A 23,460-nucleotide genomic window follows, 5' to 3' on the forward strand; every position below is an offset into this window, starting at 1 on the left:
CGCCCTGCGGGCGGACGGCGATACTTTGCGGACACTCCAGAGCCGAATGAGGGGCCGGATGCTGCCGATCGAGGAGAGACTGCGCTCCGTGTTCAGGGACGCTGGAGCAGAGGGCCGGCTCCACGCACGATCCATCGACGAGGACGAGGGCCCTGGGGACACGGCCGGAGCCGGGTGTGACGCGGACGAACCGGTCGTCCTCGCCTCGGTGTTCAAGGTGCTGCTGGTGCTGGAGTTCGCGCGGCAGTCCGTGGCCGGACACCTCGATCCCCGTGAGCGGATACGGATCACCGCCGACCACCGGCTCGGCGGCTGGGGCACCGCGGGCTGCCTGGACGATGTGGAGCTGTCCCTGCGGGACCTGGCACACTTCGCGATGTCGGTCAGCGACAACACGGCGGCGGACCTGCTGCTCGACCGGGTCGGCCGGGACACCCCCGGACTGCTGGCCAAGGAGCTCGGCCTGGTGGAGACCCGCGTCGTGGGCGGGCCTCGGCAGGTGCTGGAATCCATGCTGGCGGACGTCGGAGCGCGTGACGAGCGGGAGTTCGCCGCCGTCTTCCCCACCCTGCCCGCCGACGAGGTGCACCGCCTCGCCGCTCTCGACCCGCGGCGCACGAACTCCAGCACACCGCGCGAGATGACCCGGCTCCTGCGGATGATCTGGCGTGACACGGCAGGACCACCCCAAGCCTGCGCGCAGGTAAGGCTGCTGATGTCACGTCAGGTGTTCCGGCACCGGCTGGCGGCGGGCTTCGGCGACGGCGTGCGCGTGTCCGCGAAGACCGGCACACTGCCCGGGCTGCACAACGAGGTGGGCGTGGCCGAGTATCCGGACGGCCGGCGGTACGCGGTCGCGGTGTTCGCCCGTACTCCGGGTCTCGCGGCGAACAGCACCGGCACGGACGTGGCGATCGGCACCGCCGCGCGCACCGCGGTGGATTTCCTCCGCTCGACGGCCTCTTCGCGCCCGTCCTGACCTGGCCTCATACATCAACGGGTATGGCAGGCGGGCGTTCCCGGTCTTGGACGGGCGTAGCGAGGTGCTGATCTTCTGCGTCGTATGAGCGAATCCATGAGTGACCGAGAGACCGGCTCACGGCGTGAGGTCGTCCGGCGCACGCTGCTGCGGGGCGCGGCCCTGGGTGCGGCCGCACCACTGCTCTCCGCCACCGGCGCCGGTGCGACGGGACCGGGCGGAGCGTCGGCGCCCCGTGCCGCCTCCACCCCGCAGGCGGGCACGGCCGTGCTGCGGTGGCTGGGCACCTCCGGCTGGCGTATCGGCATCGGAGCCCGGACCGTGCTGTTCGACCCGTACATCACCCGCTTCACCACGGGGCTGTTCGGCCCCAAGGGCGGTTTCGACGCGAAGACGAAACTGACGACGGACCACGCGCTGGTCGACCGGCACGCCGGCCGGCCGGAGGTGGTGCTGGTCAGCCACACGCACTGGGACCACATCAACGACGTCCCCCATATCGCGAAGTCCACGGGCGCTCGGGTCATCGGCACCGAGACGACGTACCACGTGCTGCGGGCGCTCGGTGTCGACGCGGCGCAGATCAGCGTGGTCAAGGGGGGTGAGGTGCTGGCCTTCGACGGCTACAGCGTCGAGGTCGTGTCCAGCCGGCACAGCCGCAACGCCTCCTACTCCTACTTCGCCCCCGGCACCCTCAACGCCCCGCCCCACCGCGCACCGCGGACGATCTCCGACCTGCCGGAGGGCGACACCCTCGCCTTCCAGGTGACGGTGGACGGCGGCCCCTCGCTCTTCCTCATGGGGGCGAGCGACCTCGACGAGCGGTCGGCACAGGGCCTGCGGCCGGACGTCCTGATGGCAGCGACGCCCGCGTCCCCGTCCACGTACCGCTATCTGCCCCGGCTGCTGGAGGCACTCGACCACCCGGCGACGGTCGTGCCCGTGCACTGGGACAACTTCGAGAAGCCGCTCGCCTCTCCGCCCCAGCGCGACCCGTCCATCGATCTGGACGCCTTCGTCGCCGAGGTCCGGCGGCTCAGTCCCGCGTCGAGGGTGGTCGTCCCCGACTACGGGACGGACTTCGGAGGGGACATGCGGGCCCTGCCGCCCACGGGCTGATCCGCACCCCCGCAGGCGTTCTAGCGCCGGACCTTGCGGTTCGCGCGCAGCCACTCCTTGTTCATGGCGGCGATGGACGGCAGCGGAATGCCCTTGGGGCAGGCGGTCGCGCACTCCCCCGTGAGGGTGCAGCCTCCGAAACCCTCCTCGTCCATCGTCGCCACCATGTCCAGCACCCGGGTCTCGCGCTCGGGTGCGCCCTGCGGCAGCACATTGAGGTGGTTGATCTTCGCGGAGGTGAAGAGCATCGCCGAGCCGTTCGGGCAGGCCGCGACGCAGGCGCCGCACCCGATGCACTCGGCGTGCTCGAAGGCGAAGTCGGCGTCCGGCTTGGGCACCGGCGTGGCATGCGCCTCGGGTGCGGCTCCGGTGGGCGCGGTGATGTACCCGCCGGCCTGGATGATCCGGTCGAAGGCCGAGCGGTCCACCACCAGGTCCTTGACGACGGGGAAGGCGGAGGCGCGCCACGGCTCGACGTCGATGGTGTCGCCGTCCCGGAACGAGCGCATGTGGAGCTGGCAGGTGGTGGTGCGTTCCGGCCCGTGGGCGTCGCCGTTGATGACCAGGGAACAGGCACCGCAGATGCCCTCGCGGCAGTCGTGGTCGAAGGCGACCGGGTCCTCACCGCGCAGGATGAGCTCTTCGTTGAGGGTGTCGAGCATCTCCAGGAACGACATGTCCGGGGAGATGCCGTCGACCTCGTAGGTGGCCATGGCGCCGGGTGCGTCGGCGCTGTGCTGACGCCACACGCGCAGGTTGAGCTTCATGCGTAGCTCCGCTGGGTGGGGTGGACGTAGTCGAAGACGAGGTCTTCCTTGTGCAGGACGGGCGCCCGGCCGGTGGCCGTGAACTCCCAGGCCGCGGCGTACGCGTAGGTGTCGTCCCTCCGCTCGGCCTCACCGTCGGCGGTCTGGGACTCCTCACGGAAGTGACCGCCGCAGGATTCGGCGCGGTGGAGGGCGTCGAGGCACATCAGCTCGGCGAGTTCCAGGTAGTCGACGATCCGGTTGGCCTTCTCCAGCGACTGGTTGAACTCTTCTTCGGTACCGGGCACCTTGATGCGGCGCCAGAACTCCTCACGGATCTGCGGGATGCGGTCGAGCGCCTTGCGCAGCCCTTCGTCGGTACGGGCCATGCCGCAGAACTCCCACATCAGCTCGCCGAGTTCGCGGTGGAAGGAGTCGGGGGTGCGGTCGCCGTCCACGGAGAGCAGCAGGTTCAGCCGGTCCTCGGTCTCGGCGAGCACCTCGGCGACCGCGGGGTGCGACGCGTCCGGCGAACCGTCCAGGGGTGTGCGCGCCAGATAGTCGTTGATGGTGGACGGCAGGACGAAGTAGCCGTCGGCGAGGCCCTGCATCAGGGCGGAGGCGCCGAGCCGGTTGGCGCCGTGGTCGGAGAAGTTGGCCTCGCCGATGGCGAACAGTCCGGGCACGGTGGTCTGCAGGTCGTAGTCGACCCACAGTCCGCCCATCGTGTAGTGCACGGCAGGGTAGATCCGCATGGGGACCTCGTACGGGTTCTCGGCGGTGATCCGCTCGTACATCTCGAAGAGGTTGCCGTACTTCTCCTCGACCTTCGCCCGGCCCATACGGCCGATGGCGTCGGCGAAGTCGAGGTAGACGCCCTGGCCGCCGGGGCCGACGCCGCGGCCCTCGTCGCAGACGTTCTTCGCGGCCCGTGAGGCGATGTCGCGCGGGACGAGGTTGCCGAAGGCGGGGTAGATCCGCTCCAGGTAGTAGTCCCGCTCGTCCTCGGGGATCTCATTCGCCGACCGCTGGTCACCGCGCGCCTTCGGGACCCAGATCCGGCCGTCGTTGCGCAGCGACTCGCTCATCAGGGTCAGCTTCGACTGGTGGTCGCCGGTACGCGGGATGCAGGTGGGGTGGATCTGGGTGAAGCAGGGGTTGGCGAACAGGGCGCCGCGCCGGTGGGCGCGCCACACCGCGGTGGCGTTGGAGTTCATGGCGTTCGTCGACAGGTAGAAGACGTTGCCGTAGCCGCCGGTGGCGAGGACCACCGCGTCGGCGAAGTGGCTGGTGATCTCGCCCGTGATCAGGTCCCGGGCCACGATGCCGCGGGCCCGTCCGTCGATGACGATCAGATCGAGCATCTCGGTGCGGGCGTGCAGGTTCACCGTGCCGGCGGCGATCTGCCGGGACAGGGCCTGGTACGCGCCGAGCAGCAACTGCTGGCCGGTCTGGCCGCGGGCGTAGAAGGTGCGGGAGACCTGGACGCCGCCGAAGGAACGGGTGTCGAGCAGCCCGCCGTACTCGCGGGCGAACGGCACGCCCTGGGCCACGCACTGGTCGATGATCTCCACGGAGATCTGTGCGAGCCGGTGCACGTTGGACTCGCGCGCCCGGAAGTCGCCGCCCTTGACGGTGTCGTAGAAGAGGCGGTGGATCGAGTCGCCGTCGTTGCGGTAGTTCTTGGCCGCGTTGATGCCGCCCTGCGCGGCGATGGAGTGGGCCCGGCGGGGCGAGTCCTGATAGCAGAACTGCTCGACGTGGTAGCCCTGTTCGGCGAGTGTCGCGCCGGCGGCTCCGCCGGCGAGGCCGGTGCCGACGACGATGACGGTGTGCTTGCGGCGGTTGGCGGGGTTGACCAGCCGGGCCTCGAAGCGGCGGCGGTCCCAGCGCTCGGCGATGGGTCCTTCGGGTGCCTTGGTGTCGGCGATCGGATCGCCGGTCGTGAAGGCCGCGTAGTCGATGGAGTTCATGGTCACTTCACCACTCCGGTCATGACGCCGACGGGTACGGCGATGAAGCCCGCGGTCAGCACCAGCGCGAGCCCGCCTGCGAGGGTCTTGAGTGCGCGGTCCCGGGCGGCGTTGCCGACGCCGAGCGTCTGGGCCGCACTCCAGAAGCCGTGTCTGATGTGCAGGCCCACGGCCAGCATCGCGACGATGTAGATGACGTTGCCGTACCAGGTGGAGAAGGTGGCGACGACGTTCTCGTAGGGATGGCCGGGCTGTGCGTGCTCGTTGACCGTGAGGGTGGTCAGGTCGAGGAGGTGCCAGACGATGAACAGCGCGACGATGATGCCGCCCCAGCGCATGGTGCGGGTGGCGTAGCTCGCGCGCTTGCGGCGGTGGACGTAGCGGTCCGGCCGGGCCTTGATGTCACGCCTGCTGAGCTGGTAGGCGGAGACCGCGTGCGCGACCACGGCGGCGACCAGCAGGAGACGGACACCCCACAGCGCCCACTCGTAGTGGAGGAAGGGCTCTCCCAGCGTACGGAGCCAGTGCGCGTAGCCGTTGAACTCACCGGGCCCGAAGAAGACCTTGAGGTTGCCGAGGACGTGGGCGACGAGATACCCGAGCATGATCAGGCCGCTCACGGCCATGACCGTCTTCTTGCCGATCGTCGATCCCCAGAAGGTGCGCGGGGGCGACGGTTTTCGGTCCGTCCGCGTTGCCAGAGCCATGCAAGGACGCTACGTCCGGGAACCTCCAGAGGTCCAAGACATGATCCTGCTGATCTCCATAGGCATCACCTATCATGGGTCCCATGCAGTTCCAGCAGCTCCTCTACTTCGTCGCGGTCGCCGAGACCCGGCACTTCACGCACGCCGCCGAGCGCGTCCATGTGTCCCAGCCCTCGCTCTCCCAGCAGATCCGGGCGCTGGAGAAGGAGCTGGGCGCGACCCTGTTCAGCCGCGCCCGCGGAAACATCGCGCTCACCGAGGCCGGAGAGGCGCTGCTGCCGCTCGCCCGCCGTATCCTCGCTGACGCCGACACCGCGCGGCACGAGGTGCAGGAACTGGTCCAGCTACGGCGCGGCCGGGTGCGGCTGGGAGCCACTCCGAGTCTGTGCACGGGCCTCCTCCCGGACGTCCTGCGCGTCTTCCACGACCGGCATCCGGGGATCGAGCTGCTGATCGAGGAAGGCGGCTCGCACGACCTCGTACGCGAGCTGGCACGCGGCGCACTCGATCTGGCACTGATCGTCCTGCCGCTGCCGCCCGCCTCCCCCGCCCTGACCACCGTGGAACTGCTGCGGGAGGACCTGGTGGTGGTGTCGGCGGCCACGGCGAAGCCGCCGCGCAGCCCCGTACGCATCGCCGATCTGCGCGATCAACCGCTGGTGATGTTCCGGCACGGCTACGACCTGCGGGAACTCACCGTGGCCGCATGCCGCGCCGAAGGCTTCGAGCCGGCCTTCACCGTCGAGGGCGGCGAGATGGACGCCGTGCTGGGTTTCGTACGGGCAGGTCTCGGCGTCGCCGTGGTGCCCAGCATGGTGGCCGGCCGCGCGGGTCCCGACCTGCGGGTCACACCGCTGGCACCTCCCGGGCTGCGCCGCACCATCGCGCTGGCCCACCGCAGCGACGTGGCACCGCCGCGTGCGGCCCGTGAGCTCCAGAAGGTGCTGTTCGGCTCACGGGCGGCGGTGCTCTGACGGGTGGTGCCGAGGATGCGGTCGAAGCACCGGCGGGACCCTCGGCCGGGTGCCCCCGCTACACCGCGTCGGCCATCGACAGCGCGTGCAGCTTGTCCGGCGGCCCGGGCCTGGCGTAGTACCAGCCCTGGGCCGTGTCGCAGCCGAGCTCCCGCAGCTGTTCCGCCTGCGCCCCGGTCTCCACGCCCTCCACCGTGACGGCCAGCTCCAGGCTGTGCGCCAGGGTGACGATGCCCTCGACGATCTTCAGGTCGACCGGGTCGGCAGGATGGCGCTGCATCCCCTGGGTGAAGGAGCGGTCGAGTTTGAGGACACTGACCGGCAGCCGGCGCAGATTGGCGAGGTTGGAGTAGCCCGTACCGAAGTCGTCGAGCGCTATGTCGACGCCCATCTCGGCGAGTTGGCGCAGCGGCTTCAGCAGATCCTCGTTCGCGCCGATGAGCGCGGACTCGGTGACCTCCAGGCACAGTGCGCCCGGTTCCAGCCCGGAGCGTTCCAGGACATCGACGGTGTCGGCGACCAGTCCGGGGTGGTGGAGCTGGGTCGGCGACAGATTGACGTTGATCCGCAGCGGGCCACCGTCGCTGTGCCGCTCCTGCCAGTACCTCGCCTGGCGTACGGACTCCTGGAGCACCCAGCGGCCGAGCGGCACGATGAGACCGGTGTGTTCGGCGAGCGGGATGAACTGGTCGGGACCGAGGACCCCGTGCTGCGGATGGCACCAGCGCACGAGCGCCTCGGCCCCGTGCACCGTGCCGTCGCCGAGGTGCACCAGCGGCTGGTACTCGATGAAGAACTCGCCGCGCTCCAGCGCTGCGGGCAGCGCGGTCGTCAGCCCGTGCCGGGTGATCGCACGGGCGTCCGCCTCCGGATCGGCGAGCTCGAAGCGGTTGCCGCCCGCCGACTTGGCCCGGTACATCGTGATGTCGGCGCTCCGGAGCACCTCGGCGGTGGTCCGCTCACCGGCGGGTCCCTCGACGATACCGATGCTGCCGCGGACCGTGAACTCCCGCCCGTCGACCCGGATCGGCGAACCGAGGACGGCGAGGATGCGGGCCGCGAGTTCGTCGACCTGGCTCTCGGTGTCGGGTCCGGTGGTCAGGGCGACGAACTCGTCGCCGCCGAGCCTGGCCACCATCTCGCCCGGCGCGGTGGCGCAGCTCTGCAGCCGGTCGGCCACCTCCACCAGCAGCCGGTCGCCGGCGGCGTGGCCGAGGCTGTCGTTGATGGCCTTGAAGCCGTCGAGGTCGAGGTAGCACAGCCCGAACCGGGAACCCTCGCTCGCCGCGAGCGCCTTCTCCAGCCGCTCGAAGAACAGCGTCCGGTTCGGCAGGCCGGTGAGGGCGTCGTGGGTGGCCTCGTAGCGCAGCCGCAGGTTGAGCAGCCGCCGCTCCGTGGTGTCCTCCATCAGCGCGAGCTGGTACTGCGGACGGCCGTCGGGGTCGCGCAGCAAGGAGACCGTCAGGTTGGTCCACAGCACGGTGCCGTCGTTGCGGTAGAAGGGCTTCTCGACGTGGAAGTGCTCACGCTCGCCCTTCACCAACTCCCGGTGCAGCTGCCAGACATGGGGCCGGTCCTCGGGGTGCGACCAGTCGGTGACCTTCTTGCCGCGCACATGGTTCTCGAGACCGCCGAACATGCGCAGCAGGGTCCCGTTCACCTCGAGGATGTTGCCTTCGAGGTCGGCGATGCCGATACCGATCGCCGCCCCCTCGAAGACCGCGCGGAACCGGGTCTCGGTGGCGTGCAGCGCCTCGACCGCGTCCGTGCGCGCCTGGAGCGAGGAGCGTGCGATGGCCTCCTGCTCGGCGAGTGTGCGCTCGCGAAGGCCCTGCGCGAAACCGGCGGCCAGTGCGTGCTGGAGCCGGGCGCACCGCGCGCGGCTCTCCTCGGCCGTCTGCTCGATCTCTCCGCTGCCGCAGTAGAGCACCAGATAGGAGTCGATGACGCCGAGGGTGCGGCTGAGCGCTTCCGGATCGGTGCAGTGGGCGTCGACGAGGGCGACGCCGATCCGCTGAGCGGCCTGCGGATCGAAGGTGCGGCCGTGCAGCGACTCGCTCAACTGCCGCGCGAGCGGCAGCAGATGCTGCTCGACCTCGATACGGGTCAGCGAGGTCGCCGTCACGGGGAAGACGGCGCGGCTCCATATCGTCGCGAACCTGCGGAGTCTGTCCTCGAGACCGTCCGGGTCCGCCGCGGAACCCGCCGCCTGCGACGGTGCCATCACGCCCTGCGCCCCACCCCGGCGAAGCCAGAAAAGGCGTATGGGTCCTCCTGCTCGGCGGGGGCGTCGGGGCGCCAGAGGGGCATGGACACCAGACCGGGCTCGACCATCTCGTACCCCTCGAAGAATCGCGCGATCTCCTCGCGCGAACGCATGACCAGCGGATTGCGGATGTCCCGGTAGACGTCGACGGCACCGACCGCCCGCTCCTCGGGCACCGGGACTCCGTCGTACGAGGCGTGGGTGAGGATGAGGAGGCTGCCGGGCGCCAGTGCCTCCCGCAGCTCCGTCACCGCGGCGATCGGATCGTCCGCGTCCTCGATGAAGTGGAGCACGGCGACCAGCAGAAGCGCCACCGGCTGCCGCAGATCGAGCATCGAGGAGACCTCGGAACTGTCCAGGATCTGCCGCGGCTTGCGCAGATCGGCGGAGACCACGGTCGCCCGGGTGTTCCCTTCGAGCACGGCCCGGCCGTGGGCGACGGCGACCTGGTCATGGTCGACGTAGACCACGCGTGCGTCGTCGGAGGCGTTCTGGGCCACTTCGTGGACGTTGCCGAACGTCGGAATGCCCGAGCCGATGTCGAGGAACTGTGTGACGCCCTCGTTCACCGCGTATCGCACGGCCCGCCGCATGAAGGCGCGGTTCGCCTGCATGATCTTCGGCAGGCCAGGAAGGAACGCCATCGCCTTGCGGGCGGCCTCCCGGTCGACCTCGAAATTGTGCGAACCGCCCAGGTAGTAGTCGTAAATGCGGGACACGCTCGGCACCGAAATGTCGATGCCCTGCGGGGCCCAGGCGGGACGCTCCATCGATGTCTCCAACAAGTCGCCACGGGGGAAGTCGGCCATGTCCATGGCCAGTTGTTCGAGCCGAGGCTACTGATCGCCCGCCAAGAGGGCGAGCCCAAACGGAAATTCGCGGTCCGTTCTTGGTCACACAACAACGCGACGACAACCGGCCCGCCATCACGCGGGGGGCGTGAGACGGGCCGGCTGAGGCCGGAGGCGCTGCGTGGGGACTACTTGGGCGCTCCGACCGGCTTGCCCTCCGGGCTCACCACGTACCAGGTACCGCCGACACCCTGTCCGTTGGTGTCTCCGGGCTTGGCGTCACCCGCGAAGGTGTAGATCGGCCAGCAGTCGATCGTCTGCTGCTTGACGCCGTCGGGGCGGTCGAAGGTGACGAAGCCCTTCTTCAGGATTCCCTTGGTGTCGTTCTTGGAGACGGGGGCGACAACCGGCCACTTCTTGAGGCATTCGCCGGTGCAGGCCGTCTTCATCGGCCATGCGCTGTCCTTCATGAACCGGTAGACCGTCATACCGTTCTTGTCGACGACGATCTCACCGAGCTTGGCGTCTTTGCGGGTGGACAGTCCCGCCTGGTCGGCGGGCTGACCGCCGGCCTCGGCGCCGCCGTCGCCGTAGTCCGCACCGCCACCGGAGCCGGCCGCCGCGCCGCCGCCCGCCTTCTTTCCGTCGGGGGCAGAGGCGTACCAGGTACCGCCGACGCCCTGACCCTTGGCGTCGCCCGCCTTGGTGTCCTTGGCGTAGCGGTACATCGGCCAGCCGCCGATGGTGAGCTGCTTGGAGCCGTCGGACCGGGTGACCTCACCGATCAGCGCGGCGTCGATCCCGGGAGCGGCGGAGGCTCCGCCGGCCGCCACCACGGGCCAGGTCTTGGCGCACTCGCCCTCGCAGCTGGACTTCGGCGGCGAGGCGGTGTCCTTGTCGAAGCGGTAGAGCGTGAGACCGGCGCTGTCCGTGACGACCTTGCCGAGTTGCTTGCTGTCCCAGACGGCGAGCTGGCCGGCCGGCTTGGCCGCCGCTCCCTGAGCGTTCGAACCGGCGCCGGAACCGTAGTCGGATCCGTATCCGCCGCTGCCGGGCTGCTGGCCTGCCGGGTTGGCCGCGCCGACGGCCTGACCGTTGGGCGTCTGCGTACCCTGTTCCTGACCGCACGCCGTCGTCAGCGCGAGTACGGCCGCCGCAGTCACCGCGAGCGAGGCGTTACGCCAGGTGTTCATGTCCACTCCTGTTGTCCTCTGAGCCTGTTGCGACGCCTGGGTGCGCCGTTCATGGCTCTAGGTACGGACAGGGAGCCGCTCAGTGTTCAACGAGGCTGAGAAAATCTTCCGGAGCGCCGATGTGAACGTCCGCGTTCCGTAGGCGGCGGGCATGCCTCCGCGCGGAATGGCTCGATCTCATCCGCCCCACCCGCTGCACCTGTCACACCGTGAGGGCCCCGCACCGGCGGCGGCGGGCAGCGGGCAGCGGGCAGCGGGACCCCCTTTCCCATCCGGCACCGGCCGGGACCGTGCGACACGCTCAGATGTCCTCCAGCCGGGGGAACGAATAACCCATTCGCCGGACAGCGATCGCGGCGCGCACCCCTCACTCCTAGCGTTTCGCTCATCGAGGGGCATTCTCTGCCTTTTGTGGAAATCGGTTCCGCGCCTGCTCCTCGGGGACCGGAGGATTCACCATGCGCGCGATACGTGCCGCAACAGCCACTCTGCTGGGAGCGGCTTCTCTCGCCTTGGCCGCCCCCTTCGCGGTGGCCGACGACGACGCCAAGCAGACCTCGCCGCTATTCACCGTCAGCCCCTCGACGGTCTCCGCGGGCGGGCGTGTCAATCTGTCCGCCAGCGGCTGCGACACCACGGCCTATGCCTCGTCCGGCGTCTTCGACGCCGTGACCATTCAGCCCGGCACCTCCGCCTCCGCCGTGGTGGACTCCGACGCCAGGCCGGGCGCCCAGTACTCCGTGCAGTTCAACTGCGGCAACGACCGGGGCACCTTCAACCTCACCATCGCGGGCGGCCGCTCCACGCCGACGACCGGCTCCACCGTCACCACGACGCCTCAGGGCGTCCAGGGCGGGCTCGGCGGCAGTGTCGGAGGCCTGGACCGCGGCGAGATCGCCGCGGGCGCCGGACTCGTCCTGGCCGCCGCCACCGCGACCGTCTTCGTACTCCGCAGGCGGGTGGCCGACCGCCGGCACTGACCGGCACGCCACTCCCCCCGTACCGTCAACGCCCGTCGCCCCGAGTCCTGGCCAGGACTCGGGGCGACGGGCGGTTCAGCTCGACCGGGGAGGTTCGGCCGGTCAGGCCTTGCCGCTGATCGTGCGGCGGCGACGGGCGATGAACAGCGTGCCGCCGACGGCCGCCGTGACGACGAGGCCCGCTCCGACCGCCATCTCGGCCGAGCTGGGCGCGACCGAGCCGCCGAGACCACCCTGCGCGCCCCTGCCCGTGAGAACGGTGAACTGCGCCGTCGCCACCGTCTGGTTGTTGTTGTTGAAGTTGTTGTTGTTATTGAAGTTGTTGTTGTTGTTCTGGTTGTTGCCGTTGTTGTGGTTGTTGTTGTTCTGGTTGTTGTTGTTGTTGCCCTGGTTGTTGCCGTTGCCGTTGCCGTTGTTGTGGTTCCCGTTGCCGTTGTTGTTGCCCTGGTTGTTGTTGCCCTGGTTGTTGTTGCCGCCGTTGTCGTTACCGCGGCCGTTGTCGTTGCCGTTACCGCGGTCGTTGTCGTTCCCGTTACCACGGTCGTTGCCGTTACCGCGGTCGTTGTCGTTCCCGTGGTAGTTGTTGCTGCTGCCCTTGTTACCGGCAGTGTTGTTGCACCGGACGGCCAGGTTGTACTGGCCCGGCGAGGCGTTGTCGTTGATCCGGGCGATCGCCGTCGCGATACCGCCGCGGTTCTCCGAGAGGTGGACCTGACGGAAGGCGTTGGACGTCACCGTGCCGCCCCGGCTGCAGCCCCGGACGCTGATTGTCAGCGTGCCGCCCTGGTGGACCGACCGCGGGTTGACGGAGACGCTGATCGGGCTGTTGTCATTGTTGTTGCTGTCACCGCCGGCGGCGGCCAGCGGGGCAGACAGCCCGACGGCCACGCACGCGGCCGCGGCCACTGCGAGAGTGCGTGAAGCACGCATCGTGAACCTCCAGCGGAAGACGCTCCGAAGCGGCGCCCCGGGAAATTCGACGAGTACGCCTTCCATGACGAACCCTCACTGTGTGCACCTTTCTCCGCATGTCGGCGCTGGTCCACCCCGGTGAGACGACACGCCGACGACACGCCCTCGCGACTGACGGACCCGCAGGTCACAGACCGTCAGAAGTTTTATCGGCCCGGTGACACGGATGGGTCACGCCGACTGGCCCTCGCCACCCGTTCGCTCTTCCCTCCTCGCCAGTCCCGTGACGCTCACTTAGCGTGCCTACAGGCGCCTGGAAAAGATGACAAAAGGGAGAATCATGGGCGAGGACTACAACGGCTCGGTGTCGAGGAAACGCTCGCCCTGGGGCGTGGTGGCCCTGGTGATGCTCACGGGGATCGCGATGATGAAGAACGGGGTCGACGTCGGCCTGGGTCCGCCCCAGCCGGCCGCGGCGGCGTCACTCGCCCGGCCCAGCGGCGAAACGTTCACCCCCCTCCTCACCCCGAAGGCCCTCAGCTACGCCCCCGCGGCCCGGGTGCACATCCCCTCGATCGACGTCGACGCCCCGCTCATGAACGTCGGCCTGGACCCCGACGGCTGGATCGAGGCACCGCCGCCCGAGGATCCGAACATGGCCGGCTGGTACCAGAACGGTGTCGCCCCCGGCCAGCGCGGAACCGCGGTCGTCGTCGGCCATGTCGACAACCTCTCGGGCCCGGCCGTCTTCTACGGCCTCGGTTCGCTCGAGAAGGGCGGACGCATCGAGGTGAGCCGGTTCGACGGCAAGACGGCCGTCTTCGAGGTGTACGGCGTGGAGGTGTTCTCCAAGGAGAACTTCCCCGGCAGCCGCGTCTACGGCGACACCGGCTACGCCGAGCTCCGGGTCATCACCTGCGGCGGCGGCTACTCGAAGACGCAGGGTTACGACGGCAACGTCGTCGTGTTCGCACGGATGGTCAAGTCCCTCTGACCTCCGGCGCCTTGCGCCTCGGGCAGCCGCCGCGAGCCGCTCAGCGCCGGGGGACCGTGATCCGGTACCCGTCGTCCAGCAGCTTCGGCAGATAGCTGCGCAGGGCGGCCACGCTCTGCGCGCGGTCGCCGCCGGCGTCGTGCGAGAGGACCACCACTCCGGGCCCGGCACCCTCCATCACCCGGCGCACGATCGTCCTCGTGCCGGGCTCGGTCCAGTCGAGCGTGTCGACCGTCCAGGCCAGCGGCTCCATGCCGAGTTCGGCACCGATTTCGAAGGAGTGCTTGTTCCAGGCCCCGAAGGGGGCCCGGTACCAGAGCGGGGGTCTGCCGAGTACGTCGTCGATCACCTCGCTGGTGCGGCCCAGTTCGCTGCGGATGCCGGACGGCGGCAGCTTCGTGATCAGCGGATGGGACCAGGAGTGGTTGCCCACCACATGACCGTCGTCGGCCATCCTGCGGAGCAGATCACGGTTGTCGGTGGCCATCTCGCCGCAGACGAAGAACATCGCGCGCACGTCGTACTCGCGCAGGGTGCGCAGGATGTCCGGGGTGTAGCGCGGGTCGGGGCCGTCGTCGAAGGTCAGGACCATGGTCCGGCCGGCCTCCGACATCCTGAGGAACGGGCGCTGACGCACCGGCGGCAGGGCCCGCCGGTACCTCGGCGGGGCGTACGCCGTCATGGGCTGCAGCCGGTACGCGGATGCCCGGACGGACGGACCGGTGGCCGCCCGGGGGCCGGAGGCGATCTGGGGGCCGCCTGCCGGGCGGGTGGCGGCCGCCCCGCCCGATGTCCCCGACCGTTCGGTGACGAGCAGCCCCGCCGTGGCGGCAGCGCCGAGACAGGCGACGATGCGGAGCGCCGACCGACGCCCCGGAAGCATCTGATCCTTTTTCATGACCAACTGCTCGCACGGCTCTTGTCCGGCACGCCGTATCAACACGCGGGCGGTCGCGAAAGTACCCGTTCGAGGCGGGCTGTTCGGACGGACGGACGAGATCAGTTCCGGCGTACGAGAGGGAAGGGCAGAGTCTCGCGAATGGTCAGTCCGGTGAGGAACATGACGAGCCGGTCGACGCCGATGCCCAGTCCCCCGGTCGGCGGCATCGCGTACTCCAGCGCGTCCAGGAAGTCCTCGTCGATCTCCATGGCTTCCGGGTCGCCACCCGCCGCGAGCAGGGACTGAGCGGTGAGCCTGCGCCGCTGTTCCACCGGGTCGGTCAGCTCGGAGTAGGCGGTGCCCAGTTCCGTGCCGAAGGCGACCAGGTCCCACCGCTCCGCGAGCCGCGGGTCGCGCCGGTGCTGCCGGGTCAGCGGCGAGACATCGGTCGGGAAGTCCTTGTAGAACGTCGGCATCACGGTCCGCTCCTCGACCAGGCGCTCGTACATCTCCAGCACCACGTCGCCGCGGGTGTCGTCGGGTGTGTGCGGCACACCCGCCCCGTCGCACAGCCGGCGCAGCGCGGTCTCCTCGGTGTCGGCGTCGATCTCCTCGCCGAGCGCCTCGGACACCGCTCCGTAGAGCGTCTTGACCGGCCACGGGCCGGAGATGTCGTGTTCGACGAGCTTGCCGTCGCGGTCCGCCTTGTGGGCGACAGGCGAGCCGAAGGCCGCGGTCGCCGCTCCCTGGATGAGTTCCCGGGTCAGATCGAGCATCACGTCGTAGTCGGCGAAGGCCTGGTAGGCCTCCAGCATGGTGAACTCGGGGTTGTGCTTGTAGGAGACGCCTTCGTTGCGGAAGGTACGGCCCATCTCGAAGACCTTCTCCATACCGCCGACGCACAGCCGCTTCAGATACAGCTCGGGCGCGATACGCAGATACAGGTCGAGGTCGTAGGCGTTGATGTGGGTGGTGAAGGGGCGGGCGTTGGCGCCTCCGTGGATCTGCTGGAGCATCGGGGTCTCGACCTCGAGGTAGCCGCGCTCCAGGAGCCCCTGACGCAGTGCCTGGACCGCGGTGGAACGCCGGCGTACGACATCCCGTGCGTCCGGACTCGACACCAGGTCCAGATAGCGGCGGCGGACACGGGCCTCGGGATCGGCCAGACCGCGCCGCTTGTCGGGCAGCGGGCGCAGGCACTTGCCGGTCAGCCGCCAGTCCGTCACGAAGACCGACAGCTCGCCCTTGTCGCTGGCGCCGACCTCGCCGGTCGCGGTGATGTGGTCGCCGATGTCGATGTCGGAGGTGAAGGACCCCAGCACCTGGGCCCCCGTACCGTCCCGGGTGAAGGCGAGCTGAAGGTCACCGGACCAGTCGCGCAGGACGGCGAAGACCACGCCGCCGAGGTCGCGTACGACCATGACCCGGCCCGCGACCGTCACCGTGGTGCCCGTCCGGCTCCCGGGTACCGGAGCGGGGTGAGCGGCGCGGATCGCGGCGAGGGTGTCGGTGCGCAGGGGGACGCCGACGGGGTACGGATCGATGCCCGCCTCCCGCAGCCGCTCCAATTTGGTGTGGCGGACGCGCACCTGGTCGGGCAGCCGCCGTTCCCTCTCCTCCGCTGGTGAGTCCGGACCCACGAGCCCCAGCGCCTCGATGGCGGGCAGGCCCTCGGTGGTGACCGGCTTGGTGACGCCGGCGCGGGCGCCCGGCCGGCCGCGGCCGAAGCGCTTGCGCAGGCTCGGGACGGAGACGAAGCCCTCGGCGATGCCCGAGGCCAGACCGACCCGGGCGAGCGAGCCCGCGTCGCCGAAGCAGAGGAAGCGCGGGAACCACTCCGGCTGGTACTTCACGTTCGACCGGTAGAGCGCCTCCAGCTGCCACCACTTGGAGAAGATGAGCAGCAGTCTGCGCCACATCCGCAGAACGGGGCCCGCACCGATGCGGGCGCCCTCCTCGAAGGCCGAGCGGAAGACGGCGAAGTTGAGGGAGATGCGGCGGACGCCGAGCTTCGCGGCCTCCCCGCAGAGTTCGGCGACCATGAACTCCATGACGCCGTTGGGTGCGGCGCGGTCGCGGCGCATCAGGTCGAGCGAGATGCCGTCCCTGCCCCAGGGCACGAAGGAGAGCAGGGCGGTCAGGCGGCCTTCGCCGTCGAAGGCCTCGACGAGAAGGCAGTCGCCGTCGGCGGGGTCGCCGAGCCGGTCGAGCGCCATGGAGAAGCCGCGTTCGGTCTCGGTGTCCCGCCAGGCGTCGGCCTTGTCGACGACGCGCCGCATCTCCTCGTCGGTGAGGGCGGAGTGCCGGCGGATGCGCGTGGTCGCCCCCGTGCGCTTGACCCGGTTGACGGCCTGCCGCGTGACCCGCATGTCGCGGCCGTTCAGGTCGAACCGGGCGACCTGGAGGATCGCCTCGTCACCGAGCTGGATCGCGCCGAGCCCGGCGCGGGCGAACATCTTCGCGCCGTCCTCGGACGCTCCCATCACGGCCGGTGCCCAGGCGTGGCGCTTGGCCACCGCCAGCCAGGCGTCGATGGCCTGCCGCCAGGCACCGTGGTCCCCCACCGGGTCTCCGCTGGCCAGCGCCACGCCGGTCTCGACGCGGTAGGTGACCGCGGCCTTGCCGTTGGGCGAGAAGACGACGGCCTTGTCGCGGCGGGTGGCGAAGTAGCCGAGCGAGTCCTGGGAGCCGTAGGCGCCGAGGAGGGCGCGGATCCGGTCCTCCTCGTCGCCGTGCAGAGCGGCTTCCATGCGCTGCGAGCGGAAGAGCGTGGCCGCGGCGCAGAGCAGGGCGATCGCGCCGAACAGACCGAGCAGGAAGTAGAGCCCGCGCGGTGGGGTGCCGTCGAACTGGCCGGCGGAGGCCAGCCCGCCGAGCACCCGGTTGGCGGACCAGACCAGCCGCTGGGACTGCGGCAGGGAGCCGGGGAACAGCTCGACGAGCCCCCAGCCGGCGAGGACGCCGGCGGCCAGCCCGAGGACGAGGACCATCAGGGCTCGGCGCAGGGACCCGCGTCTGGTCCTGGCGTAGAACTCTCCGCGGGCCGCGACGAGCACGCCCAGCGCGAGTGCGCACAGCACCAGGTTGGCGACCCAGCCCCATTCACGGTCGAAGGCCACGCCCAGGATGTCGGTGAGCAGCACCAGCGACAGATAGACGACCACCAGCCACCAGGCGGTCTTCTTGCGGGCGCCGACGGCCGCGGCGAGCAGCAGCAGGAAGACGGCGTAGGCGAGGTTCGCGCTGACGGGGACGGCGACCTGGTCGACGAAGCGCGAGACGGGCGCGAGCAGGCGGCGCAGGGGCGGGATGAGCGAGATGAGGATGCAGTAGACACCCAGCAGGCCGAAGAAGATCGCGAACGCGTTCGGGACCCGGCTCAGCAAGGGGCCGCGTGCCTGAGAGGGCTCCTGCACGGTGACACTCATGATCAGACTGTACGGAGACCGGCCACGGCCCGCCTCTCGGGAGCGGATAGCCTCGGCTGTGTGACTGAGCAGCGACCTCACCGTTTCGAACGCGGCACCGACGGCCCGAAGGTCATCGTCGCCGGTGTGGACGGTTCCGACTCCTCCCTGCGGGCTGCGGCCTACGCCAGTGGCCTGGCCCGCCGCCAGAACGCCCTGCTGGCGGTGGTGTACGTCCAGCCGGTGATGTCGACCGGCGCGGCACTGGGGGTTCCGGTCGCGGACACCACCGAGGAGATAGCGGAGGGGCTGGTGGCCGAGATCCGGTCGGCCGCCGAGCGCGTCCGGGAGATCTGGGAGGTGCGCTGGGAGTTCCACACCTTCCGCGGCGATCCCTACAGCGGCCTGGTGAAGGCCGCCGACGAGCTGAAGGCGGACGCCGTGGTCGTCGGGGCGTCGGAGTCGGCCGGTCACCGCTTCATCGGCTCGGTGGCGGTGCGGCTGGTCAAGGCAGGACGCTGGCCGGTCACCGTCGTTCCCTGACCTCCCGTTCGGCCGTCCGGTGGTCACTGCGGAGCGCTCGGCTCCGGATGCCGCCCGGCGCCTTCCGTCCCTGCCGGGCCTGCACCATCATGAGCCGCCATCGGTCCCACCAGACCTTCGGAGAGGTGAGTCATGGCAGGCCTGTGGTCAGGGCAGGGCGTACTGCGGCGCAAGCCCATCGAACGTATCGAGGAAGGCGGCACAGCCGAACAGCTCACCAGAACGCTCGGCCTGTGGCAGCTGACCGCGATCGGTGTCGGCGGCATCATCGGAGCCGGCATCTTCACCCTCGCGGGCACGGTCGCCAACGGCACGGCGGGTCCCGCGGTCCTCATCTCGTTCCTGATCGCCGGGGTGGCGAGTGCGGCCGCGGCCTTCTCCTACGCCGAGTTCGCGGGGCTCATTCCGAAGGCCGGGTCGGCGTACACCTACGGCTATGCCGTACTCGGCGAACTGGCGGGCTGGTTCATCGGGTGGGATCTCCTGCTGGAGTACACGGCGATCGTGGCGGTCGTCGCCATCGGCATCTCGGGGTACTTCAACTTCCTGCTCGGCGAGACGGGTGCCGAGCTGCCGAACTGGATGCTGGGTGCGCCCGGCACGGGTGACGGACACCGGATCGACCTGTTCGCCGCGATCCTGTGCCTGCTGATCGCCTATCTCCTCACCCTCGGCATCAAGAACGCGGCCCGCTTCGAGACGGTCGTGGTGGTGCTGAAGGTCCTGGTCGTGCTGCTGGTGATCGGTGTCGGCGTGTTCCACATCGAGACCGCGAACTACAACCCGTTCTTCCCGTTCGGGGTGAGCGGAGCGTTCACCGGCGCAGCGACGGTCTTCTTCGCGGTCTTCGGCTACGACGCCATGTCGACGGCGGCCGAGGAGTCCAAGGACGCCCAGCGCCACATGCCGAAGGCGATCCTGTACTCGCTGGCGATCTCGATGGTGCTGTACGTCCTTGCGTGCCTGGTGCTGACGGGTATGCAGAACTACACGGAGATCGACCCGGAGAGCGGCTTCTCGACGGCCTTCAAGTCGGTCGGCCTGGGCGGTCTGGCGGACGTCATCGCCGTCGGCGCCATCATCGGCATCCTCACCGTCATGTTCACGTTCATGCTGGGCGTGACCCGTGTCTGGTTCTCGATGAGCCGCGACGGACTCCTGCCCAAGTGGTTCGCCAAGACGCATCCGACACGCCATGTGCCGACCCGCGTGACCTGGATCGTCGGTGTGGCGTCGGCGGCGATCGCCGGTTTCCTGCCGATCGGCGAGGCGGCGGAACTGACCAACATCGGCATTCTGCTCGCCTTCGTGGTCGTGTGTGTGGCGGTCATCGTGCTGCGCTATCGGCGACCCGATCTGCCGCGTACGTTCCGCTGCCCGGGCATGCCCTTCGTCCCGGCGATCGGTGTGGTGTTCTCGATCTGGCTCATCACCTTCCTGGCCTGGCACACATGGGTCCGCTTCGCGGTGTGGCTGCTGATCGGCCTGGTCATCTACTTCGCGTACTCCTACCGGAAGTCGGATCTGGCGACGTCTCAGAACACCGGGCAGGAGAAGGGGTTGCGCTGAGGAACCGCGCGCCGGGCGGTCGTGCTTGGCCGGGGGCTCAGGTGACCTCGCCCGCTCAGCGGCCCATCGTCAGACCGTGTTCAGCCGCGCCGCGGCTGAACACGGCAGCGCTGACGGCATCCTTCGCCTGCTTGCGGTCGTGTCGGTCCGCGTCCCTCGACGATGCGTCCGCCGTGTTCACCACACGCCCCGCGGCGTCCGTCCACTGCGGGACGAACTCCGCCTTCGCCACCTCCCAGCGTTCTCCGGGACGGGCGGGGGGCGCGAAGGTGAAGCGGCCGAGGGTCGCCTGGTTGGCGCGGGGGTCGCGCTGCCGGTCGCGGCCGCGGCCGGGACCGGGACCGGCTCCGGCTCCGGCTCCGGCTCCGGCTCCGGCTCCGGCTCCGGCGAGCTGGTCGCCGGTCCCGTAGACCACCCAGGTGCCGTTGACCTTCTCGTACGGCTGCGGGACATGCGCGTGGGCACCCACGATCAGGTCGATGTCCGGGCGGCCCGCGGTCTTCGAGGCGGTGAGGGCGCCGGCGAGCGCCAGTTGCCGTTCGTCGGGGGCGGTCTGCCATGCGGTGCCCCAGTGCAGGCTGACGAGGACGACATCCGCGCCCGCCTTCCGGGCGGCCCGGGCGTCGGCGACGATCCGCTCCTCGTCGATCAGCGCGACCGCCCAGGGCTGTGCCCCGGGGTGCCGGTCGCCGTCCAGGCCGTAGGTGTAGGCCAGCTGGGCGACCCTGGCACCGCCTGCTTTCAGCCACGCGGGCTCGCGTGCCTCGGCGGCGGTACGGGCGGTGCCGGTGTGTCCGATGCCGGCGGTGTCCAGTGCGTCCAGCGTGCGTTCGACGCCTGCGGCGCCGTCCGCCAAGGCGTGGTCGGAGGCCGTGGAACAGGCGTCGTAGCCGATGGCCGCGAGGTTCTTCGCGAGCTCGGGCGGGGAGATGACGGCCGAGCGGCCGCGCTCGTCACCGCCCTGTTCCTCGACCGTCCCGAACACCGTCTCCAGCTGGCAGATCGCCAGGTCCGCGGCGGAGACGACCGGCCGGACACCGGCGAGCACGGGGCGGAAGTCGTAGTCGTCGCCGCGGACGCGGGCCTGTCGGACGACCGCGTCGTGCGGCAGGACACCACCGCCCGCGACGAGGGTGAAGCCGCGTGCGGGTGCCGCGCCGCCGGCGGCCGCGGGCGCGGACGCGGGGCGCTCGGAGCGACCGTCCGCAGACCAGGGGCCCGGCGCGGCGCAGGCGGCCGTCGCCCCGAGCAGTACGGCGGCGAGCGCCGTCGCTCCCCGTCGCGCGAGCGGCGTCGCGAGCGGGGTGGGGCCCTGTAGCGGGCGGCGTGTCATGGAGTGCTCCCGACCAATGCGAACCGGCGTGACAGCGGCACACCGAATGCATCGTTCGGGCCCGGGCGCGTCAAGCGACCCGGCCGCGCGGGTCACCGGATCGGACCTGATCCCGGGCTCATTCCGAGCCCTGTCCCGGGCCGGTTCACCGGCCGTCGGTATCCGGCCACCCGCTCACCGCACCATTCGTCGCTCCGAGCGACCGCTCGCCGAAGACAGTGGTGCGCCGTCTGTCCCTTCGCGCCCGGATGCGTTCGTATACGCCACGTAGCAGCGACCTCCGCGCGAAAGGGTGTTGGCAATGGCGACGGCAACCGTGACCGCTTCCGCGACGACCGACGAGCGGGCCATGGCGGACCTGCAACGCGAGCACGGCCCCGCACTGCTCAGCTTCCTCCAGGGCCTCACCTACGGGGACCAGCAGCGCGCGGAGGACCTGCTCCAGGAGACCCTGGTCCGCGCCTGGCAGCACCCGGAGGCCTTCGAGGGTCCGTACGAGTCGATGCGCCCGTGGCTCTTCACGGTCGGCCGCCGCCTCGCCATCGACGCACGCCGCTCTCGTCTCGCCCGCCCCACCGAGATCGGCGACGGGGTCCTCGCCACCACCCCGGATCCGGCGGACGTCACCGAGACGGCCGTCGCCGCCCTCGACGTCCGCGCGGCGGTCGAGTCCCTGAGCCCCGAGCACCAGGCGGTGCTGGTCCGGATCTACTTCGAGGGACTGAGCGTCAACGAGGCCGCGGAGTCGCTCGGGATACCGCCGGGGACGGTCAAGTCCCGTTCGTACTACGCGCTGCGGGCCCTCGCCCGCTGCCTCCCCGGCTATGCGCGCCCACGCCCGGCCATGAGTCGCTGAACCCGGGCCGGGTGTATCAATCGCTTGACACAGTTGCTCCCCAGGCGACAGATTGTCTCAAGCGATTGATACGCATGGCCGGTCATCAGGGGGTTCGCATGTCCACCATTCGGGAGTTCCGCACCGACTGGCGCAACTGGATCGACACCCCGGTCCGCTGGACAGGGCTCGCCGCAGGCGTCGTGGTGAACAATCTCGTCACCTTCAGCCCCGAGTCCGACGTCGACCTGCTCTACGCCATCCCCGTCCTCGGTATCTGCGCCGTCGGCGGAGTGCTTCTCGCGGACGTGGTCGCCCATCCGGCGGCGCGCGGAGTACGGCAGGCCTCGGCGGCGCCCCGCCGGATACGTGACCACGTCCCGCGCGGGCTTTCGTCGACCCTGCTCGTGCAGGCTTTGCTGCTCGTCGTCCTCCTGGTCGTCGCCGTCGCCACCGCCTCCACCGACGCCACCGGGCACGCGGGCCGCGCCGTCGCCTGCGACGGACGGGACCAGCTGGTGGGGCCCTGGCCCGGGCCGTACTACGCCTGGCCGGTGCTCGGTGGACTCGCTGTCGGGACCGTGGTGTGCGCCGCGACACTGCGGCGCATCACGATGCGAGCGGCCGACGACGAGCGGCGCCGGATCAGAGCGCGCGCCACGGTCGGCGCGTGGGGTCTGCTGACGGCAGCACCGTTGTTCGCCGTGTCGCTGACCATGGCGACCGCGATGCTCAGCCTGAGCTGTGGTGGTTGGATGGAGACCGTGAGTTTCTGGGCCCTCGGAATCGTCGCGTTCGTCTCGGTACTGACCGCCGGCTGGTGCCTGAGCGCCCTCCTGCTGCCGCAGGCGTACATCAAGGAACGCCCGTGACCGCCGCCGGCCTGACGATCCGGGTCGACCCGGCCACACCCGTGCCTCCGTACGAGCAGATCAGACAGCAGTTCGCCGATCTCATCGCGGTCGGCCGGATGCGCGAGGGCGAGAAGCTGCCTCCGGTGCGCCAGCTCGCCTCCGACCTCGGTCTCGCCAACAACACTGTGGTCCGCGCCTACCGGGAACTCGAGTCGGCCGGGCTGGTGCACAGCCGGCGCGGCTCCGGCACCCGCGTCGCCGCCGTCGCGAGCGGCCCCGACGCCGCCACCCGGCTCGCCGACCACGCCCGCCACTTCGCCGTCGCCGCCAGGAACCTCGGTGTCACCGACGAAGATGCCCTGGCCGCCCTGCGCCACGCGCTCGCCACCCCCGACGGCTGAGAGG

20 protein-coding genes are annotated in these 23,460 nt (G+C 70.2%); 10 read left to right on the forward strand and 10 right to left on the reverse strand.

Translation table 11 applies throughout. The features are described 5' to 3' along the window. Positions 1–58 precede the first annotated feature (58 nt). Both RPQ07_RS04795 and RPQ07_RS04800 read left to right on the forward strand, forming a co-directional pair. Positions 59–979, forward strand: coding sequence for a serine hydrolase (locus tag RPQ07_RS04795; protein ID WP_313942751.1), 921 nt, complete (start codon positions 59–61; stop codon positions 977–979). Between the two features lie 96 nt (positions 980–1,075). Then, complete coding sequence (locus tag RPQ07_RS04800) at positions 1,076–2,098, forward strand: MBL fold metallo-hydrolase (RefSeq protein WP_313942752.1); 1,023 nt, start codon at positions 1,076–1,078, stop codon at positions 2,096–2,098. Positions 2,099–2,118: 20 nt separating this feature from the next. Here RPQ07_RS04800 and RPQ07_RS04805 read toward each other — a convergent pair whose 3' ends face one another. From RPQ07_RS04805 to RPQ07_RS04815, 3 genes are read right to left on the reverse strand one after another with little or no spacing between them, the layout of a single operon-like run. Beyond that, positions 2,119–2,865, reverse strand: coding sequence for a succinate dehydrogenase/fumarate reductase iron-sulfur subunit (locus RPQ07_RS04805; RefSeq protein ID WP_313942753.1), 747 nt, complete (start codon positions 2,863–2,865; stop codon positions 2,119–2,121). After that, positions 2,862–4,817 carry a fumarate reductase/succinate dehydrogenase flavoprotein subunit gene (locus RPQ07_RS04810; protein ID WP_313942754.1) on the reverse strand — a complete coding sequence of 652 codons (1,956 nt, stop codon included), beginning with the start codon at positions 4,815–4,817 and terminating at the stop codon, positions 2,862–2,864. The genes RPQ07_RS04805 and RPQ07_RS04810 overlap by 4 nt, the downstream gene beginning before the upstream one ends. Before the next feature lie 2 nt (positions 4,818–4,819). Continuing rightward, positions 4,820–5,524 (reverse strand): succinate dehydrogenase, encoded by a 705-nt coding sequence (locus RPQ07_RS04815; RefSeq protein ID WP_313942755.1) that lies wholly within the window; start codon positions 5,522–5,524, stop codon positions 4,820–4,822. Positions 5,525–5,607: 83 nt separating this feature from the next. Here RPQ07_RS04815 and RPQ07_RS04820 point away from each other — a divergent pair, with 83 nt between their 5' ends. After that, the gene (locus tag RPQ07_RS04820) at positions 5,608–6,498 is read left to right on the forward strand and encodes a LysR family transcriptional regulator (RefSeq protein WP_313942756.1); all 891 of its coding nucleotides are present in this window, start codon (positions 5,608–5,610) and stop codon (positions 6,496–6,498) included. 58 nt (positions 6,499–6,556) lie between these two features. Here RPQ07_RS04820 and RPQ07_RS04825 read toward each other — a convergent pair whose 3' ends face one another. From RPQ07_RS04825 to RPQ07_RS04835, 3 genes are all read right to left on the reverse strand, one after another. Continuing rightward, positions 6,557–8,722, reverse strand: coding sequence for a putative bifunctional diguanylate cyclase/phosphodiesterase (locus RPQ07_RS04825; protein ID WP_391843204.1), 2,166 nt, complete (start codon positions 8,720–8,722; stop codon positions 6,557–6,559). Then, complete coding sequence (locus RPQ07_RS04830) at positions 8,722–9,534, reverse strand: SAM-dependent methyltransferase (RefSeq protein WP_313948786.1); 813 nt, start codon at positions 9,532–9,534, stop codon at positions 8,722–8,724. The genes RPQ07_RS04825 and RPQ07_RS04830 overlap by 1 nt, the downstream gene beginning before the upstream one ends. A gap of 209 nt (positions 9,535–9,743) precedes the next feature. Further along, a complete protein-coding gene (locus tag RPQ07_RS04835; RefSeq protein WP_313942758.1) occupies positions 9,744–10,748 on the reverse strand; it encodes an SCO0930 family lipoprotein in 1,005 nt (334 codons plus the stop codon). Between the two features lie 458 nt (positions 10,749–11,206). Between RPQ07_RS04835 and RPQ07_RS04840 the strand changes: the two genes are divergently transcribed. Continuing rightward, on the forward strand, positions 11,207–11,728 hold the full coding sequence (locus RPQ07_RS04840; RefSeq protein WP_313942759.1) for a hypothetical protein: 522 nt from the start codon (positions 11,207–11,209) through the stop codon (positions 11,726–11,728). A gap of 102 nt (positions 11,729–11,830) precedes the next feature. On the opposite strand, the gene RPQ07_RS04845 is transcribed toward RPQ07_RS04840, so the two are convergent. Continuing rightward, positions 11,831–12,658, reverse strand: coding sequence for a hypothetical protein (locus RPQ07_RS04845; RefSeq protein ID WP_313942760.1), 828 nt, complete (start codon positions 12,656–12,658; stop codon positions 11,831–11,833). Positions 12,659–12,980: 322 nt separating this feature from the next. On the opposite strand from RPQ07_RS04845, the gene RPQ07_RS04850 reads away from it, so the two are divergent. After that, a complete protein-coding gene (locus RPQ07_RS04850) occupies positions 12,981–13,634 on the forward strand; it encodes a class F sortase (protein WP_313942761.1) in 654 nt (217 codons plus the stop codon). 40 nt (positions 13,635–13,674) lie between these two features. Here the strand turns inward: RPQ07_RS04850 and RPQ07_RS04855 are convergent, their stop codons facing one another. Both RPQ07_RS04855 and lysX read right to left on the reverse strand, forming a co-directional pair. Next, positions 13,675–14,532, reverse strand: a complete 858-nt coding sequence (locus RPQ07_RS04855) for a polysaccharide deacetylase family protein (protein ID WP_313942762.1) — start codon at positions 14,530–14,532, stop codon at positions 13,675–13,677. Between the two features lie 101 nt (positions 14,533–14,633). Then, positions 14,634–17,942: a bifunctional lysylphosphatidylglycerol synthetase/lysine--tRNA ligase LysX gene (gene lysX / locus RPQ07_RS04860; protein WP_313942763.1), complete on the reverse strand. Its 3,309-nt coding sequence runs from the start codon at positions 17,940–17,942 to the stop codon at positions 14,634–14,636. Positions 17,943–18,002: 60 nt separating this feature from the next. On the opposite strand from lysX, the gene RPQ07_RS04865 reads away from it, so the two are divergent. Continuing rightward, the gene (locus RPQ07_RS04865; protein ID WP_313942764.1) at positions 18,003–18,464 is read left to right on the forward strand and encodes a universal stress protein; all 462 of its coding nucleotides are present in this window, start codon (positions 18,003–18,005) and stop codon (positions 18,462–18,464) included. Between the two features lie 132 nt (positions 18,465–18,596). Next, positions 18,597–20,033: an amino acid permease gene (locus tag RPQ07_RS04870; RefSeq protein ID WP_313942765.1), complete on the forward strand. Its 1,437-nt coding sequence runs from the start codon at positions 18,597–18,599 to the stop codon at positions 20,031–20,033. Positions 20,034–20,088: 55 nt separating this feature from the next. Here RPQ07_RS04870 and RPQ07_RS04875 read toward each other — a convergent pair whose 3' ends face one another. After that, complete coding sequence (locus RPQ07_RS04875; protein WP_313942766.1) at positions 20,089–21,366, reverse strand: CapA family protein; 1,278 nt, start codon at positions 21,364–21,366, stop codon at positions 20,089–20,091. A 301-nt stretch (positions 21,367–21,667) separates the two neighbouring features. On the opposite strand from RPQ07_RS04875, the gene RPQ07_RS04880 reads away from it, so the two are divergent. The 3 genes from RPQ07_RS04880 (at position 21,668) to RPQ07_RS04890 (ending at position 23,456) form a co-directional block, all read left to right on the forward strand. After that, positions 21,668–22,222 (forward strand): sigma-70 family RNA polymerase sigma factor, encoded by a 555-nt coding sequence (locus RPQ07_RS04880; RefSeq protein ID WP_313942767.1) that lies wholly within the window; start codon positions 21,668–21,670, stop codon positions 22,220–22,222. 98 nt (positions 22,223–22,320) lie between these two features. Continuing rightward, complete coding sequence (locus tag RPQ07_RS04885) at positions 22,321–23,073, forward strand: hypothetical protein (protein WP_313942768.1); 753 nt, start codon at positions 22,321–22,323, stop codon at positions 23,071–23,073. Further along, positions 23,070–23,456, forward strand: coding sequence for a GntR family transcriptional regulator (locus tag RPQ07_RS04890; protein WP_313942769.1), 387 nt, complete (start codon positions 23,070–23,072; stop codon positions 23,454–23,456). Before RPQ07_RS04885 ends, RPQ07_RS04890 begins: the two co-directional genes overlap by 4 nt. Positions 23,457–23,460: the final 4 nt, after the last annotated feature.

It is taken from the genome of Streptomyces sp. AM8-1-1 (genome assembly GCF_032229325.1).
GTDB lineage: Bacteria > Actinomycetota > Actinomycetes > Streptomycetales > Streptomycetaceae > Streptomyces > Streptomyces achmelvichensis.

What these genes read in the sequence shown, in the direction of transcription:
- RPQ07_RS04885 (WP_313942768.1), top strand. Translation starts at nt 22,321, where the DNA reads ATGTCCACCATTCGGGAGTTCCGCACCGACTGGCGCAACTGGATCGAC.
- RPQ07_RS04795 (WP_313942751.1), top strand. Translation starts at nt 59, where the DNA reads ATGCTGCCGATCGAGGAGAGACTGCGCTCCGTGTTCAGGGACGCTGGA.
- RPQ07_RS04820 (WP_313942756.1), top strand. Translation starts at nt 5,608, where the DNA reads ATGCAGTTCCAGCAGCTCCTCTACTTCGTCGCGGTCGCCGAGACCCGG.
- RPQ07_RS04835 (WP_313942758.1), bottom strand. Translation starts at nt 10,748, where the DNA reads ATGAACACCTGGCGTAACGCCTCGCTCGCGGTGACTGCGGCGGCCGTA.
- lysX (WP_313942763.1), bottom strand. Translation starts at nt 17,942, where the DNA reads ATGAGTGTCACCGTGCAGGAGCCCTCTCAGGCACGCGGCCCCTTGCTG.
- RPQ07_RS04855 (WP_313942762.1), bottom strand. Translation starts at nt 14,532, where the DNA reads ATGAAAAAGGATCAGATGCTTCCGGGGCGTCGGTCGGCGCTCCGCATC.
- RPQ07_RS04810 (WP_313942754.1), bottom strand. Translation starts at nt 4,817, where the DNA reads ATGAACTCCATCGACTACGCGGCCTTCACGACCGGCGATCCGATCGCC.
- RPQ07_RS04875 (WP_313942766.1), bottom strand. Translation starts at nt 21,366, where the DNA reads ATGACACGCCGCCCGCTACAGGGCCCCACCCCGCTCGCGACGCCGCTC.
- RPQ07_RS04825 (WP_391843204.1), bottom strand. Translation starts at nt 8,722, where the DNA reads ATGGCACCGTCGCAGGCGGCGGGTTCCGCGGCGGACCCGGACGGTCTC.
- RPQ07_RS04840 (WP_313942759.1), top strand. Translation starts at nt 11,207, where the DNA reads ATGCGCGCGATACGTGCCGCAACAGCCACTCTGCTGGGAGCGGCTTCT.
- RPQ07_RS04870 (WP_313942765.1), top strand. Translation starts at nt 18,597, where the DNA reads ATGGCAGGCCTGTGGTCAGGGCAGGGCGTACTGCGGCGCAAGCCCATC.
- RPQ07_RS04805 (WP_313942753.1), bottom strand. Translation starts at nt 2,865, where the DNA reads ATGAAGCTCAACCTGCGCGTGTGGCGTCAGCACAGCGCCGACGCACCC.
- RPQ07_RS04830 (WP_313948786.1), bottom strand. Translation starts at nt 9,534, where the DNA reads ATGGAGCGTCCCGCCTGGGCCCCGCAGGGCATCGACATTTCGGTGCCG.
- RPQ07_RS04815 (WP_313942755.1), bottom strand. Translation starts at nt 5,524, where the DNA reads ATGGCTCTGGCAACGCGGACGGACCGAAAACCGTCGCCCCCGCGCACC.
- RPQ07_RS04850 (WP_313942761.1), top strand. Translation starts at nt 12,981, where the DNA reads ATGGGCGAGGACTACAACGGCTCGGTGTCGAGGAAACGCTCGCCCTGG.
- RPQ07_RS04880 (WP_313942767.1), top strand. Translation starts at nt 21,668, where the DNA reads ATGGCGACGGCAACCGTGACCGCTTCCGCGACGACCGACGAGCGGGCC.
- RPQ07_RS04800 (WP_313942752.1), top strand. Translation starts at nt 1,076, where the DNA reads ATGAGTGACCGAGAGACCGGCTCACGGCGTGAGGTCGTCCGGCGCACG.
- RPQ07_RS04845 (WP_313942760.1), bottom strand. Translation starts at nt 12,658, where the DNA reads ATGCGTGCTTCACGCACTCTCGCAGTGGCCGCGGCCGCGTGCGTGGCC.